The organism is Sulfitobacter sp. LC.270.F.C4 (genome assembly GCF_032922545.1).
Lineage (GTDB): Bacteria > Pseudomonadota > Alphaproteobacteria > Rhodobacterales > Rhodobacteraceae > Sulfitobacter > Sulfitobacter profundi.
Genome location: NZ_CP136692.1, coordinates 195,766 through 209,044 on the forward strand (window position 1 = coordinate 195,766; position 13,279 = coordinate 209,044).

Sequence of the window (13,279 nt, forward strand, 5' to 3'; positions counted from 1 at the left end):
CCTAAATACTCCCCATGACCTCAATCCTCTACTCCTTCCGCCGCTGCCCCTACGCCATGCGCGCGCGGCTTGCCATCGCCGCCGCGCAAACGCCCGTCCACCTGCGCGAAGTCGTCCTGCGGGACAAACCGCAAGCATTCCTCTCGGCATCCCCCACCGCCACCGTCCCTTGCCTCGTCACCGAAACCGGCCCCATCGACGAAAGCCTCGACATCATGAAATGGGCGCTGGCCCAGAACGATCCCGAAGGCTGGCTCGACATGCCGCCCGAAGGGCACGATTGGATCACCCGCGCCGATGGCCCGTTCAAAGACGCGCTCGACCGCACCAAATACGCCACCCGCTATCCCGATGTGGACCCCGAAGAACAACGCGCCAAGGCTGCCGCCTTTCTCCAAGACCTCGACGCGCAACTGGTTGACTGGATCTTCGACCGCCCGACGCTGGCCGATTACGCGATCCTGCCCTTCGTGCGGCAATTCGCCTTTATCGACCGCGCTTGGTTCGACGCGCAGGACTGGCGCGCCCTGCGCGGCTGGCTCGACCGCTTCCTCACCGCGCCCCGGTTCGAAAGCGTGATGAGCAAATACCCCCAGTGGCAGCCCGGCGATACGCCGGTGTCATTCCCCTAAGGCGGCCACCCATCCGAGCGTCTGCTCCGTCGCCACGCCCGCCGCATACTCCCCGCTGACAAAACCGTCATAACCCGCCCGCAGCGCGGCAAAGAGCCCGTCGAAATCGACATCACCGCTGCCCGGCGCCCCACGCCCCGGCGCGTCACCAAGCTGCACATGGCGGATTAGGGGGCGATATTCCTCGAATACCGCCACGGCATCGCCATGGATCATCTGCGCGTGAAAACTGTCGAACTGCAGCCCCACATTCGGCGCATTCACTGCCGCGAGAAGATCCGCCGCCTGAGCGTAATCGTTCAAGAAATACCCCGGTCTGGCCTCAGGGCAGAGCGGCTCGATCATCAGCGTGACTTCCGGCGGCGCCTCGGCGGCGGCATGACGGAGGTTCGCCACGAATGCCTCTGCCGCCGCTGGCCCTTCGGCCTCCCCGGCCATGACATGGACCATTCTGGGCCGCAGCGCGTCGACATAGCGCCAGACACGACACATATCATGGGCAAAGCGTGCCTCCCCGCCCGGAATGGCTGCAAAGCCGGGCTGGCCACCGGTATAATTCGGCGGTGGGGCATTGATCAGGGCAAGGGTTAACCCGTTGCGCAGCAAGGCGCGCTGCGTCTCTTTCGCGGGGATGTCATAGGGAAACAACACTTCGACCGCGCCAAACCCCGCTTCTGCCGCCGCGTCGAACCGATCCAGATAGGGCAGTCCCGACCAGAGCAGCGACAGGTTGGCGGCAGGTAACAGCGGCATTTCGGGCTTTCGATGGCTTTACGGCAGGTCTTCCGACGGGATGATGCCAAAGAATTCCCCACCCGACCAGACACCAAACCAGCCATCGCGGTGCTCGCCCAGATCGACCAAGCGGTAAAAGCTCTTGCGGTCGATCAGCGCCTCAAGGTTCCGGCGCAGCAGCACATAGGGCGAAGGCTCGCCCGTCTCCTCATCACGGACCACGCGGATCGGATGTTCCGGCCCCGCCTCGGCCACATCGCCTAGGTTGGTGAGAAACCGCAACTGCTGCGCCTCGCCCTCGCCTTCGGCCTCGAAATCCACGGCGACAAAGGGCGCATCTTCGACCGTGATGCCCACCTTCTCGACCGGGGACTTGAGGAAATAGTCATCCCCCTCGCGCCAGAGAATCGAAGCGAACAATTTGACCAATTCGATCCGCCCAATCGGCGTGCCTTGGTAGAACCACGTCCCGTCGCGTTTGATTTGCATGTCCAGATCGCCGCAGAATTCCGGGTTCCACTTCTCAAGCGGCGGGGTTCCGCGCGTTTTTGCGGCCTTGGCGGCTTCGATCAGGCTGTCTGCACTGGGTGTCACGGTATTTTGTCCGCTCATTGGTTTTGCCATTCCCTTTGGTCGCGATACACTTACACCTGAAAGATATAACTCCGGGGAAAGAAATGTCATGGCCGAAGCGGATGATCTGATCGCGCGAATCGAAGCGCTGACCGAAAAGCTAGGCAAGGCCAAGCAGTCGATCACCGGGCGGTTCGTCGGGCAAGAACAGGTTGTCGACCTCGCGCTCACCGCGCTGCTTTGCGGCGGGCACGGGCTGCTGATTGGTCTGCCAGGCTTGGGCAAGACACGACTGGTCGAGACCTTGAGCACCGTCATGGGCCTGCACGGCAACCGCGTGCAATTCACCCCCGATCTGATGCCCGCCGATATTCTGGGCTCCGAAGTGCTTGATACCGCGCCCGACGGCAGCCGGGCCTTTCGCTTTATCGAAGGGCCGATCTTTTGCCAGCTTCTGATGGCGGATGAGATCAACCGCGCCAGCCCGCGCACGCAGTCTGCGCTTTTGCAGGCGATGCAGGAAAAAACCGTCACGGTGGCTGGCCAAGACCGCGCATTGGGCCAGCCCTTCCACGTGCTCGCCACGCAAAACCCGATCGAGCAAGAAGGCACCTACCCGCTGCCCGAAGCACAGCTTGACCGTTTCCTCGTGCAGATCGACGTGGCCTACCCCGACCGCGCGACCGAGCGGGACATCCTGATCGCCACCACCGGCGTCGAAGATGGCGCGGTGCAGCCTGTTTTCTCTACCGAAGACCTGCTGGCCGCGCAAAACCTGCTGCGCCGGATGCCCGTGGGCGACAGCGTGGTGGAGCTGATCCTTGACCTTGTCCGCGCCTTCCGCCCCGATGAACCCGAAGCCACCCAGCCCGTGCGCGAGAGTGTTGCTTGGGGCCCCGGCCCCCGTGCCGCGCAGGCGCTGATGCTGACGGTCCGCGCCCGTGCGCTGCTGGAGGGGCGGCTTGCCCCCTCTGCCGAAGACGTGCTGGCCATGGCCCGCCCGGTGCTAAGCCACCGGATGGCGCTGAACTTTGCCGCCCGCGCACGCGGCGAAAGCCTGCAAGGGCTGATCGACGCCACCGCCGGTCAACTGATCGGGAAAAAGGCCGCCGCGTGACCCATTCCCCCCTAACCCTCAGGGCCGACGCCGAGGGCGAGGCGGCCCGGCTTCCCGCCCTTCTGGCGAGGGCCGAGCATCTGGCCGGTGCCGTGTTGCCCGGTGCCCATGGCCGCCGCCGATCCGGGTCTGGGGATGATTTTTGGCAATACCGCCCGGCGCAAATGGGCGACAGCCGACGCATGGTTGATCACCGCCGCTCGGCGCGAGGCGATCAGGAGTTCGTGCGAGAGCGGGAATGGCAGATTGCCCAGTCGGTCATGCTTTGGGTCGATCAGGGCGCGTCGATGCGCTTTGCCTCTGACAAAGGGCTGCCCGATAAAGCTGATCGCGCGCGGCTGTTGGGCCTCGCGCTGTCGATCCTGCTGCTGCGCGGCGGTGAACGGGTGGGCCTTACCGGCACCGCCCTGCCGCCCCGGCGCGGCAATCCGCAGGTGCTGCGTCTTGCCGAATTGCTCTGCCAAGAAGACATCCGCGAATATGCCCCGCCCGAACACCGCGGCATGATCCGCCATGCTCGGGCGATCTTTATCTCGGATTTCATGGGCGATCTTGAACCGGTCCAGACAGCGCTGACCAAAGCCGCTGATCGCGGCGTGCGCGGCGTGCTGTATCACCTGCTCGACCCGGCAGAGGAAGCCTTCCCTTTTGCGGGCCGTACCATTTTCGAAAGCGTCGGCGGCACGCTGCGCCATGAGACGCTGAAGGCGAATAACCTGCGCGACCGCTATCTCGACCGGCTCGCGGCGCGCAAAGATGAATTGCAACAACTCTGCGCCCGCACCGGCTGGCGCTATGGGCTGCACCACACGGATGCCTCGGCGCAATCGGCGCTGCTGTGGCTCTATGGCGCGTTGGACGCGCGGCAAGGGAGTGCTGCATGAGCGTTTTCGGCGGCATCGGTTTCACCGCGCCTTGGCTACTGCTGGCCCTGATGGCGCTGCCGATCCTCTGGCTGATCCTGCGTGCCGTGCCCCCCGCCCCGATCCGCCGCCGCTTTCCCGGTGTGGCGCTGCTCTTGGGTCTGGCGGACGACGAAAGCACGACGGACCGCACCCCGTGGTGGCTGCTGCTACTGCGGATGCTGGCCGTGGCTGCGATCATTGTTGGCCTTGCCGGGCCGGTCCTGAACCCGCAGGCCGAGGCGGAACAAGGCAGCGGCCCGCTGTTGATGGTGCTGGATACATCATGGGCCGGGGCCAGCCGCTGGGACCAACAGTTGGCCGCCGTCGACACGCAACTGACCCGCGCCGGGCGGGCCGAGCGGACGGTGGGCATCCTGACCCTGACCAACCCGCAGGTGCCAACCTTCCAATCCGCCAACGCATGGCGCAGCCGCCTTGCCGGGCTTTCCCCCGCGCCGTGGCAGCCTTCCCCAGCTGAGATCGCTCGCGCAACCGAAATCATGGCAGGCCTGCCCGCCTTTGACACGATGTGGTTCAGCGATGGCTTGGACTATCCGGGCCGCGATGACCTGCTCGCCACGTTGCAAGCCAAAGGGGCGGTTGAGGTCCATCAGTCGGCCAACAACGTCATCGGCATCGCGCCCGCGGTCTATCAAGACGGTGCAATCGACCTGACCCTGCGCCGCGCCGCCCCCGGCCCGGAACGCGACGCCGTAGTGCAGGCGCATGGCCGCGACCCGGCAGGCAACGCCCGCGTGCTGGCCACCGCCAACGCAGGTTTCGAGGCGGGTGCGACCGAGGCCAGCACTTCCCTCTCGCTGCCTGCCGAGATGCGCGCGCGGCTGACCTTTTTCGATATCGCGGGCCAACGCTCTGCCGGGGCGCGCACCTTGGTCGACGACGGGCTGCGCCGCCGTGAGGTCGCGCTGATCAGCGGGCGCGGGGCGCAGGAGGGGCTGCAACTGCTCTCGCCGCTGCACTATATCGAACAGGCGTTGGCCCCGAGTGCTGACCTTATCGACGGCACCCTGTCCGACGTGCTGCCCGCCAACCCCGATGTGATCGTGCTGGCCGATGTGGCCACCCTCAGCCCCGCCGAAGCAGAGCCTCTGCAAGAGTGGATTGATGCGGGCGGCATGCTGATCCGCTTCGCCGGGCCACGCATTGCCGCCAGTGATGTCAGCCGCATCGACGAAGACCCGCTGATGCCCGTGCGCCTGCGCGCCGGGGGGCGCAGCGTGGGCGGGGCAATGTCTTGGGGCGAGCCCAAAGCGTTGGCCCCTTTCCGCAACGGTTCGCCCTTCTTTGGCCTGCCGGTGCCGGAGGACGTGACCGTTTCCGCGCAGGTCGTGGCGCAACCGGACCCGACACTGGCCGACCGGGTGATTGCATCGCTGAGTGACGGCACGCCGCTGGTCACGCGCAAGGCCGTCGGTCAGGGGCAGATCGTGCTTTTCCACGTTACCGCCACGGCGGAGTGGTCGACCCTGCCGCTGTCGGGTCTTTTTGTGCAGATGATGGAGCGGCTGGCTGTGTCCTCTGGTGCCAGCACGCCCGAGGCCGGCAGCCTTGAGGGCACCACATGGACCCCGCTGCGGGTGATGGACGGTTTCGGCACCCTGTCGGACGCGGGCAACCTGCCCGGTGTCGCGGGGCCTGACTTGATTTCGGCCCCCGCTGGCCCTGCGCTACCCCCCGGCATCTACGGCTCAGAAGACCGACGGCTGGCGCGCAATGTGCTGACTGCTGAGACCACGCTCACCCCCGCCAAATGGCCCTCGGATGTGCCGCTGCGTGGTCTTGCGCTGCCGCCGGAACAGCCGCTGGCCGGAGCACTTCTGAGCCTCGCGATCCTGTTGCTGGTTGCCGATGTGCTGGCCTCTCTTGCCCTTTCGGGGCTGCTGCTGCGCCGCTCGGCTGGTACTCTGGCGCTGATCTTGGGGCTGGGCTTGCCACAAATGGGGGACGCGCAAGAGACTGACCCCGAAAGCTTTGCCGTGCGCTCCGCCTCCGAGGTCACGCTGGCTCATGTGCTGACCGGCAATAGCGACGTTGACGAGGTCGCCCGCGCCGGGCTGACCGGCCTGTCGGACACGCTTTATTTTCGCACCACGGTAGAGCCTGCCCTGCCCACAGGTGTCGATTTGGAGCAGGACGAACTCGCCTTTTTCCCGATCCTCTATTGGCCCGTCACCCCCGATCAACCACAGCCTTCAACCGAGGCTTATGGCAAGCTGAACGACTATCTCCGCTCGGGCGGGTTGATCCTGTTTGATACACGCGACGCGGATATCGCAAGCTATGGCGCCGCCAGCCCGAACGGGCGCAAGCTGCAGGAATTGGCCGCCCCGCTCGACATCCCACCACTTGAGCCGCTGCCCGGCGACCATGTGCTGACCCGCACCTTCTATCTGCTGCAGGACTACCCGGGCCGCTACACCAGCCGCGATGTCTGGGTTGAGGCCGCGCCGCCCGACGCCGAACGGATCGAGGGGATGCCTTTCCGCAACCTCAATGACGGTGTCACCCCGGTGGTGATCGGCGGCAACGATTGGGCCGCCGCTTGGGCCGTGCGCCGCGATGGCGCGCCCTTGCTGCCCATCGGGCGCGGCTATGCCGGAGAACGGCAGCGCGAATTGGCCTACCGCTTTGGTGTGAACCTTGTGATGCATGTGCTGACGGGCAACTACAAATCTGATCAGGTCCATGTGCCTGCGCTGCTGGATAGGTTGGGCCAATGACCGGAACCGTGCTTTTCGACCCGCTGATCCCGCTGCCGCTGTTGATTGGGCTGGCGGTGCTTGCCGCGATTGGCGTTCTGCTGGCGGTGTGGCGTGGCCTGTCGGGCTGGGCACTGCGGGGGCTGGCCGCCGTGGTGGTGCTCGGCGCATTGGCTGGCCCATCCTATCAAACCGAGGACCGTGCCCCGCTGAGTGACATCGTGCTGCTGTTGGAAGACGAAAGCGCCAGCCAGCGGCTGGCGGACCGCGCCGACCAGTCCGATACCGCCGCCGAGGCGATGGCCGACCGGATCACCGCGCGCCCGAATACGGAACTGCGCCGCATCACCGTGCCCGACGGGGCCGAGGACGCGGGCACACGGTTGATGACCACGCTGGCCGACGCGCTGGCCGAAGAGCCGCGCGCGCGGATTGCGGGCATTCTGGCGGTTAGCGATGGCCGGGTGCATGACGCGGACCTGCCGCTTGACCTGCCCGCGCCGCTGCACCTGCTGCAAACCGGTCGGGCCGCAGATTGGGACCGCCGCCTGACCGTGCGCAATGCCCCTGCTTTTGCCATCATCGGGGAGCCGGTGACCCTGACCCTGCGCATCGACGATCTGGGCGCCGCGCCCGAGGACGGGGGGCTGACCCGGCTTGATATCTCTGTCGATGGTGAAGACCCGCAAAGCTTTGACGTTCCCATTGGCCAAGACCTCGAACTGCCCGTCGCCCTGCCCCACGGGGGACGCAATGTGATCCGTTTCTCCCTGCCCGAAGCGCCGGGGGAATTGACCGACCGCAACAATGCCGCGCTGATCCAGATGAACGGGGTGCGCGACCGGCTGCGCGTGCTGCTCGTCTCAGGCGAGCCGCATCCCGGGGGGCGCACGTGGCGCAACCTGCTGAAGTCCGACAGCGCGGTCGATCTGGTGCATTTCACGATTCTGCGCCCGCCCGACAAGCAGGACGGCGTGCCGGTGAACGAGTTGTCGCTGATCGCCTTTCCGACGCGCGAATTGTTCATGGACAAGATTGACGACTTTGACCTGATCATCTTTGACCGCTACCAGCGGCGTGGCATCCTACCTGCGCTCTACCTCGATAATGTGGCGCAATATGTGCGCAAGGGCGGCGCGGTGCTGGTCGCGGCGGGGCCGGATTTCGCCAGTGCCGACAGCCTCTACCGGTCGCCGCTTGGCACGGTGCTGCCTGCCACCCCCACCGCGCGGGTTTTGGAGGAAGCCTTCCCCCCCGTCGTGACCGACATCGGTCAGCGCCATCCCGTGACCGCCGAACTGCCGGGCAAAGGCGACTGGGGCCGCTGGCTGCGCCAGATCGACGTGACAGCTGAGCGTGGCGATGTGGTGATGAGCGGCGCAGACGACCGCCCACTGCTGGTGCTTGACCGCGTCGACGAAGGCCGCGTGGCGCTGCTGGCCTCAGACCATGCGTGGCTGTGGAACCGGGGCTATGAGGGCGGTGGCCCGCAGTTGGAACTGCTGCGCCGTTTGGCGCATTGGATGATGAAAGAACCCGAGCTTGAGGAAGAGGCGCTGACCGCCACCGCCAAAGGCCGCACCATGCGCATCACCCGGCGCACCTTAGATGAAACCGTGCCCCCCGTCACCATCACCGCCCCTGATGGCAGCACCACCGAAGTGCCCCTCGCCCCCGCTGGTCCGGGCCGTTTCGAGGCTGAATTCACGGGCGAAGAGATGGGCCTCTACCGATTGGAAAACGGGGAGGAGGTGACTGTCATCGGCCTAGGCCCTGCTGCCCCGCGCGAGTTTATTGAGACGATTGCCAGTGACGCAGCACTGCGCCCAGCCATCGACACCCTGCGCGGTGGCGTGGCACGGGTGGAAGACGGGCTGCCGCGCCTGCGCGACGTGCGCCTTGGCCGCCCGGCTGCCGGACGCGGCTGGCTGGGGCTGACCCCACGTGGCGCTTATGAGACCCGCGATGTGCGGCAAACACCGCTGCTGCCGGGCTGGCTGGTGCTGTTGCTCTCGGCCCTGTTCATCATTGCCGCTTGGCTGCGCGAAGGCCGCCGTTAAAGCGCGCGAAGCAGCAGCCCGCCCGCAAGCGTGACGACGATAAGCCCTGCCGTCAGCTCTGCCACCGCCGCGGCCTGTGCCAAGCGCGGCGATCCGGCGAGCCCACCAAGCACCCCCGCCCGCAACCCCGTGGCGGCAAGGCCGGTGGCGATGGTGATCAACCCGGTGCCAAGGGCCATGGCAAAAGCGCCCAGAACGCCGACGCCGCCGATGCCCATATGCCAAGTAATCACCAGCACAAAAAGCGCCCCGGTGCAGGGACGGATGGCGATCCCAGCAATCAAAAGCAGCGCATCGCGCAGGCTGCCCGCCTGCTGGACCTGCGCCAAGCTCGGCCCATGGGCATGACCGCAATGGCCGCAGACCTCTTCGCTATGCGCCACCTTCTTTTGGCGCGCATGACGCAGCCCGCGCCAGATCAGCCAAAGCCCGATAAGGGCAATCGCACCGTAGCTTGCCGGGGCCATGATGTCTTCGGTCACGCCCACCAGAGCCTCACGGCCAAGGCCCAAAAGCAGGATCCCCGCATAGACCAAGACCACCGCCGTCACCGCTTGGCCAAGCGAGGCGGCCAGAGCGATTAGCGAAAGCCGCAGCATCGGCACAGAGCGCGCCAGCCCATAGCCGCCAATCACGATCTTGCCATGCCCCGGCCCCGCCGCATGCACCACGCCGTAGGCAAAAGACGCCAGCAGCACCGTCCAGAACGCCGCCATATCGCCGCCCCGCGTGGCCCGCAGCCCGCTTGCGATGCTGTTTTGAAACCCGCGTTGCTGCCCCGCCGCCCAATGGGCAAGGGCGTTAAAGCCCCCCGTCCACCACAGCGCCGCCAGCGCCAGCAGGGTCGCCAATGCGGCCAGCGCTATGATGCGTCGCATGTGATCACCACCTCATTGGCCAAGGCTTCGCCAATTTCAGGCAGGCCGACATCGTTCGGATCGGTATTCGCGTCCAAGGCGCTCAGATCAGCTTGCAAAGCGCGGAGATCGGCGCTCATGTCCGGCATTTTGACCCGCGCACGGCAGCTGTCACTGCCTTCGATGCCGACTTTGCTCGCGACCTCATAGGCGGTGTAATAGGTCGGATCATAGGGTTTGATCACCAGCCCGTTCGCGTCAGGCGCATCGCCTTCAACTGCGCGCAAATGGGTGGTGATGATCCGCCCTTCAGAGAAGGTCGTCGTCACCTCCTGCGGTCCCGACAGCGCGACCTCTTCGGTGCCGTTCAGCAGCACGGTATCGCCGTTGAACCCTTCGATCCACTGCATGTCGAACCCGTTGAGCGAGGCCACTTCCGCCTCGGTCAGAACGCCGTCGTAATCGGGATCAAGCCCGCGATCCTCGGTCACCAGCAACGAATAGAATTCGTCATAGGCCCAAGTGATCCGCAGATGGGTCAGGCGCCCCTCGGTGTCGACGATCACCTCAAGGCCGGTATCGACAAAAATATGCGGATGCGCGCCAAGCGGTGTGGCACAGGCAAGGAGGGCGGCGGTGACAAGCGGGTATCTCATGGCGCTAGGTCTACCCCCCTTCGCCAATCGCAGCAATTGCCCGGCGGGCGGCGAATGGCGGGATCGCGCGCATTGCCCCCCGCCCTGGATCAGGCCGACGGATAGGGCCGGACAAAAACCGGGCGTTCGGGCGTTGAGGCCCCCGGCTGATAAGCATAGCCGCCGCTGTCGAAATCCTGCAGCCCCTGCGGATCATTCACCCGATGCTGCACGATATACCGCGCCATGGCACCGCGCGCTTTCTTGGCAAAAAAGCTGACAATTTTCGGCCCCTTGCCGTCGCCCTTATCTTCCATGAACTGCGGCGTGATGACTTCCAGTTTCAAAGCCTTCAAGTCAACCGCACCGAAGTATTCTTGGCTCGCACAGTTAATCAGGACCTCACTGCCCGTCGCCTCCGCCTGCGCGTTCAGCGCCTTGGACAGGCCATCTCGCCAATAGTTATAGAGGTTGCCACCTCGCCGGGTTTTCAGCTTGCTGCCCATCTCCAGACGGTAGGCTTGGATCGCATCGAGCGGACGCAACACGCCGTAGAGACCTGAAAGGATGCGCAGGTGCTTTTGGGCATAGGCCATCTCATCGGCATCTAGGCTCGCGGCCTCTAGCCCTTGATAGGTGTCGCCCGCAAAGGCCAACGCGGCGGGGCGGGTGGTGTCGGCGGTGGGCTCAGCCTCAAACGCCTGAAACCGGTCGCGGTTGAGCCGCGCCAGATCGTCGCTCAGCCCCATCAGTTTTTTCAGATCGCCCAACGTGAGATTGCGCGCAGTTGTCACCAGCCGCACCGCATCCTCCTGAAAATCAGGTTGGGTGACGTCGACATCGCGCTCGGCCCAGTCGAGGCGTTTTGCGGGGGAAATAACGGCGAGCATGGCAGTCTCCTTGGGGCGTGTCGGGCTGATCTAGCCCGCGTCGCGCAGAACGTCCAGAAAGGCGGGGCCAAAGCGTTCGGCGCGTTTGTCGCCCAAGAGCCGCTCAATAGCAGAACTGTCAGCGCTGCGCAGTTGTGCGACCTTGGCCAGCATCGCCGCAGAACAACTCAGCGGTTTTTCCGTGCCCTGCTCTCCGCGCGCCAGATCGGCCTGCACCTGCAACAACTGGTCATAGACATTGCCCGCTTCACGCCCCGCGAGCTTGCGCCGGGCCTTATGCATCGGCTGTGCCTCGCCGTTGATGACTTCAAGAAAGGCCGCGCCGTAGTTCTCAAGCTTTTTCGCGCCGACCCCGCCGATGCGCGCCATCGCATCAAGGTTTTGCGGTCGCGCCTCGGCCATCTCGATCAGGGTGCGATCGGTGAAAATGATATAGGCAGGCACGCGCGCCGCTTCGGCCAACGCACGGCGCTTGGCTTTGAGGGCCGACAGCAAAGGCGCGTCTTCATCGCTGACCATCGCTTTAACGGCAGGTCGGCGATTGGCCCCTGCCGCCTTGATCGTGTCGCGGCGCAGGTTGATCGACGCCTCACCGCGCAGGATCGGCAGGGCGGCATCAGTCATGCGCAGGGCACCATGGCGTTCGGCATCGGGGCGCACGAGGTCGTGCCCCATCATCTGCCGAAACACCGCCTGCCATTCATTGCGGCTGTATTCGCCGCCGACGCCGTAAGTGGGCAGGGATTGGTGGCCGCGCTGGCGGACCTTGTCGGTCTCGTTGCCCAAAAGGATGTCGATCAGATGCCCCGCGCCGAACCATTCATCAGTGCGCAACATGGCCGAGAGCGCCTTGCGCACTGCCGTGGTGCCATCGAACACATCCGCGGGCGTATCACAGAGGTCGCAGCGTCCGCAGGTGATTTCGGACTCGTCAAAATAGCCCAGCAATGTCTGGCGACGACACTCCAGCGCCTCGGCCAAACCGAGCAGAGCGTTGAGCCGCCCGTGATCGGCGGCGCGGCGTTCGGGCGGGGCCAGCCCCTCGTCGATCTGACTGCGGCGCAGGCGGATGTCATCGGGGCCAAAGAGGGTCAGGGTTTCAGCCGGGGCGCCGTCACGCCCGGCGCGGCCAATCTCCTGATAATAGGCCTCGATCGATTTCGGCAGGTCCGCATGGGCGACCCAACGGATGTCCGGTTTGTCGACCCCCATGCCAAAAGCCACCGTGGCGCAGACGATCAACCCGTCCTCTTGCTGGAACCGACGCTCGGCGATGCGGCGGTCTTCGGCCTCCATCCCGCCATGGTAATGGAGCGCCATTTGCCCCTGATCGCGCAGCGCCTTGGCCAGCCCTTCTGTCTTGGCCCGCGTGCCGCAATAGACGATGCCCGACTGCCCTTTGCGCGCTGCGGCGAAGTTCAGGATCTGATCGCGTGGTTTGTTCTTGGCGGCAAAGGCGAGGTGGATGTTGGGCCGGTCAAACCCGCGCAGGAAGGCGCGCGGCGGGGTGCCGTCGAACAGTTTCTCAACGATCTCAACCTGCGTTTCGGCATCCGCCGTGGCGGTGAAAGCCGCCAGCGGCACGTTCAGCGTGCGGCGCAATTCACCGATGCGCAGGTAATCGGGGCGGAAATCATGACCCCACTGGCTGACGCAATGCGCCTCGTCTACGGCGATGAGATTGACGCCAACGCGCCGCAACATGCCCATGGCCGAGCCTGCGGCCAGCCGCTCCGGCGCCATATAGAGCAGTTTGAGGGTGCCTGCCTCCAACGCCTCCCAAACCGCGTCGGTCTCCTCAGACGTGTTGCCCGAGGTCAGCGCGCCCGCCGCGACGCCCGCTTCTTGCAGGCTGCGCACCTGATCGCGCATCAGGGCGATGAGCGGGCTGATGACCACCGTCACCCCCTCGCGCATCAGCGCAGGGAGTTGGAAACATAAGGACTTGCCGCCGCCCGTGGGCATGATGGCAAGCACGTTCTCGCCCTCGGTCACGGCCTCCACAATCTCTTGCTGGCCGGGGCGGAACCCGTCGAAACCGAATACATCACGAAGAAGCGTGGCAGCGCCTGTCATGGAGAACCTGTAAGATTGTCTGCTCTTTTTATGCAGACTCCCACACTAACAAACCGTGAACAAGGCCAGATGCACGCGA

Annotated in this window: 11 protein-coding genes; 5 read left to right on the forward strand and 6 right to left on the reverse strand. The window is 65.3% G+C overall.

Annotated features, from left to right (window positions below):
* The first annotated feature begins 14 nt into the window (after positions 1–14).
* Entirely contained in the window at positions 15–632 is a 618-nt protein-coding gene (locus R1T45_RS04785; protein WP_317390258.1) for a glutathione S-transferase, read from the forward strand.
* Here R1T45_RS04785 and R1T45_RS04790 read toward each other — a convergent pair.
* A complete protein-coding gene (locus R1T45_RS04790) occupies positions 621–1,385 on the reverse strand; it encodes a hydroxypyruvate isomerase family protein (protein WP_317390259.1) in 765 nt (254 codons plus the stop codon). The two genes, R1T45_RS04785 and R1T45_RS04790, sit on opposite strands and share 12 nt — an antisense overlap.
* An 18-nt stretch (positions 1,386–1,403) precedes the next feature.
* Positions 1,404–1,979 carry a DUF1285 domain-containing protein gene (locus R1T45_RS04795; RefSeq protein WP_120352018.1) on the reverse strand — a complete coding sequence of 192 codons (576 nt, stop codon included), beginning with the start codon at positions 1,977–1,979 and terminating at the stop codon, positions 1,404–1,406.
* A 70-nt stretch (positions 1,980–2,049) separates the two neighbouring features.
* On the opposite strand from R1T45_RS04795, the gene R1T45_RS04800 reads away from it, so the two are divergent.
* From R1T45_RS04800 to R1T45_RS04815, 4 genes are read left to right on the forward strand one after another with little or no spacing between them, the layout of a single operon-like run.
* On the forward strand, positions 2,050–3,057 hold the full coding sequence (locus tag R1T45_RS04800; protein ID WP_317390260.1) for a MoxR family ATPase: 1,008 nt from the start codon (positions 2,050–2,052) through the stop codon (positions 3,055–3,057).
* Positions 3,054–3,941: a DUF58 domain-containing protein gene (locus tag R1T45_RS04805; protein WP_317390261.1), complete on the forward strand. Its 888-nt coding sequence runs from the start codon at positions 3,054–3,056 to the stop codon at positions 3,939–3,941. Before R1T45_RS04800 ends, R1T45_RS04805 begins: the two co-directional genes overlap by 4 nt.
* Positions 3,938–6,703: a DUF4159 domain-containing protein gene (locus R1T45_RS04810; RefSeq protein WP_317390262.1), complete on the forward strand. Its 2,766-nt coding sequence runs from the start codon at positions 3,938–3,940 to the stop codon at positions 6,701–6,703. The genes R1T45_RS04805 and R1T45_RS04810 overlap by 4 nt, the downstream gene beginning before the upstream one ends.
* Positions 6,700–8,742 carry a hypothetical protein gene (locus R1T45_RS04815; protein WP_317390263.1) on the forward strand — a complete coding sequence of 681 codons (2,043 nt, stop codon included), beginning with the start codon at positions 6,700–6,702 and terminating at the stop codon, positions 8,740–8,742. Before R1T45_RS04810 ends, R1T45_RS04815 begins: the two co-directional genes overlap by 4 nt.
* Here the strand turns inward: R1T45_RS04815 and R1T45_RS04820 are convergent.
* From R1T45_RS04820 to recQ, 4 genes are all read right to left on the reverse strand, one after another.
* Positions 8,739–9,620 (reverse strand): hypothetical protein, encoded by an 882-nt coding sequence (locus tag R1T45_RS04820; RefSeq protein ID WP_317390264.1) that lies wholly within the window; start codon positions 9,618–9,620, stop codon positions 8,739–8,741. The two genes, R1T45_RS04815 and R1T45_RS04820, sit on opposite strands and share 4 nt — an antisense overlap.
* Positions 9,605–10,255, reverse strand: coding sequence for a DUF1007 family protein (locus R1T45_RS04825; RefSeq protein WP_317390265.1), 651 nt, complete (start codon positions 10,253–10,255; stop codon positions 9,605–9,607). Before R1T45_RS04825 ends, R1T45_RS04820 begins: the two co-directional genes overlap by 16 nt.
* 89 nt (positions 10,256–10,344) lie before the next feature.
* A complete protein-coding gene (gene yaaA, locus R1T45_RS04830; protein ID WP_317390266.1) occupies positions 10,345–11,124 on the reverse strand; it encodes a peroxide stress protein YaaA in 780 nt (259 codons plus the stop codon).
* 30 nt (positions 11,125–11,154) lie between these two features.
* Positions 11,155–13,200, reverse strand: coding sequence for a DNA helicase RecQ (gene recQ / locus R1T45_RS04835; RefSeq protein WP_317390267.1), 2,046 nt, complete (start codon positions 13,198–13,200; stop codon positions 11,155–11,157).
* Positions 13,201–13,279: the final 79 nt, after the last annotated feature.

What these genes read in the sequence shown, in the direction of transcription:
- R1T45_RS04785 (WP_317390258.1), top strand. Translation starts at nt 15, where the DNA reads ATGACCTCAATCCTCTACTCCTTCCGCCGCTGCCCCTACGCCATGCGC.
- R1T45_RS04790 (WP_317390259.1), bottom strand. Translation starts at nt 1,385, where the DNA reads ATGCCGCTGTTACCTGCCGCCAACCTGTCGCTGCTCTGGTCGGGACTG.
- R1T45_RS04795 (WP_120352018.1), bottom strand. Translation starts at nt 1,979, where the DNA reads ATGAGCGGACAAAATACCGTGACACCCAGTGCAGACAGCCTGATCGAA.
- R1T45_RS04800 (WP_317390260.1), top strand. Translation starts at nt 2,050, where the DNA reads ATGGCCGAAGCGGATGATCTGATCGCGCGAATCGAAGCGCTGACCGAA.
- R1T45_RS04810 (WP_317390262.1), top strand. Translation starts at nt 3,938, where the DNA reads ATGAGCGTTTTCGGCGGCATCGGTTTCACCGCGCCTTGGCTACTGCTG.
- R1T45_RS04815 (WP_317390263.1), top strand. Translation starts at nt 6,700, where the DNA reads ATGACCGGAACCGTGCTTTTCGACCCGCTGATCCCGCTGCCGCTGTTG.
- R1T45_RS04820 (WP_317390264.1), bottom strand. Translation starts at nt 9,620, where the DNA reads ATGCGACGCATCATAGCGCTGGCCGCATTGGCGACCCTGCTGGCGCTG.
- R1T45_RS04825 (WP_317390265.1), bottom strand. Translation starts at nt 10,255, where the DNA reads ATGAGATACCCGCTTGTCACCGCCGCCCTCCTTGCCTGTGCCACACCG.
- yaaA (WP_317390266.1), bottom strand. Translation starts at nt 11,124, where the DNA reads ATGCTCGCCGTTATTTCCCCCGCAAAACGCCTCGACTGGGCCGAGCGC.
- recQ (WP_317390267.1), bottom strand. Translation starts at nt 13,200, where the DNA reads ATGACAGGCGCTGCCACGCTTCTTCGTGATGTATTCGGTTTCGACGGG.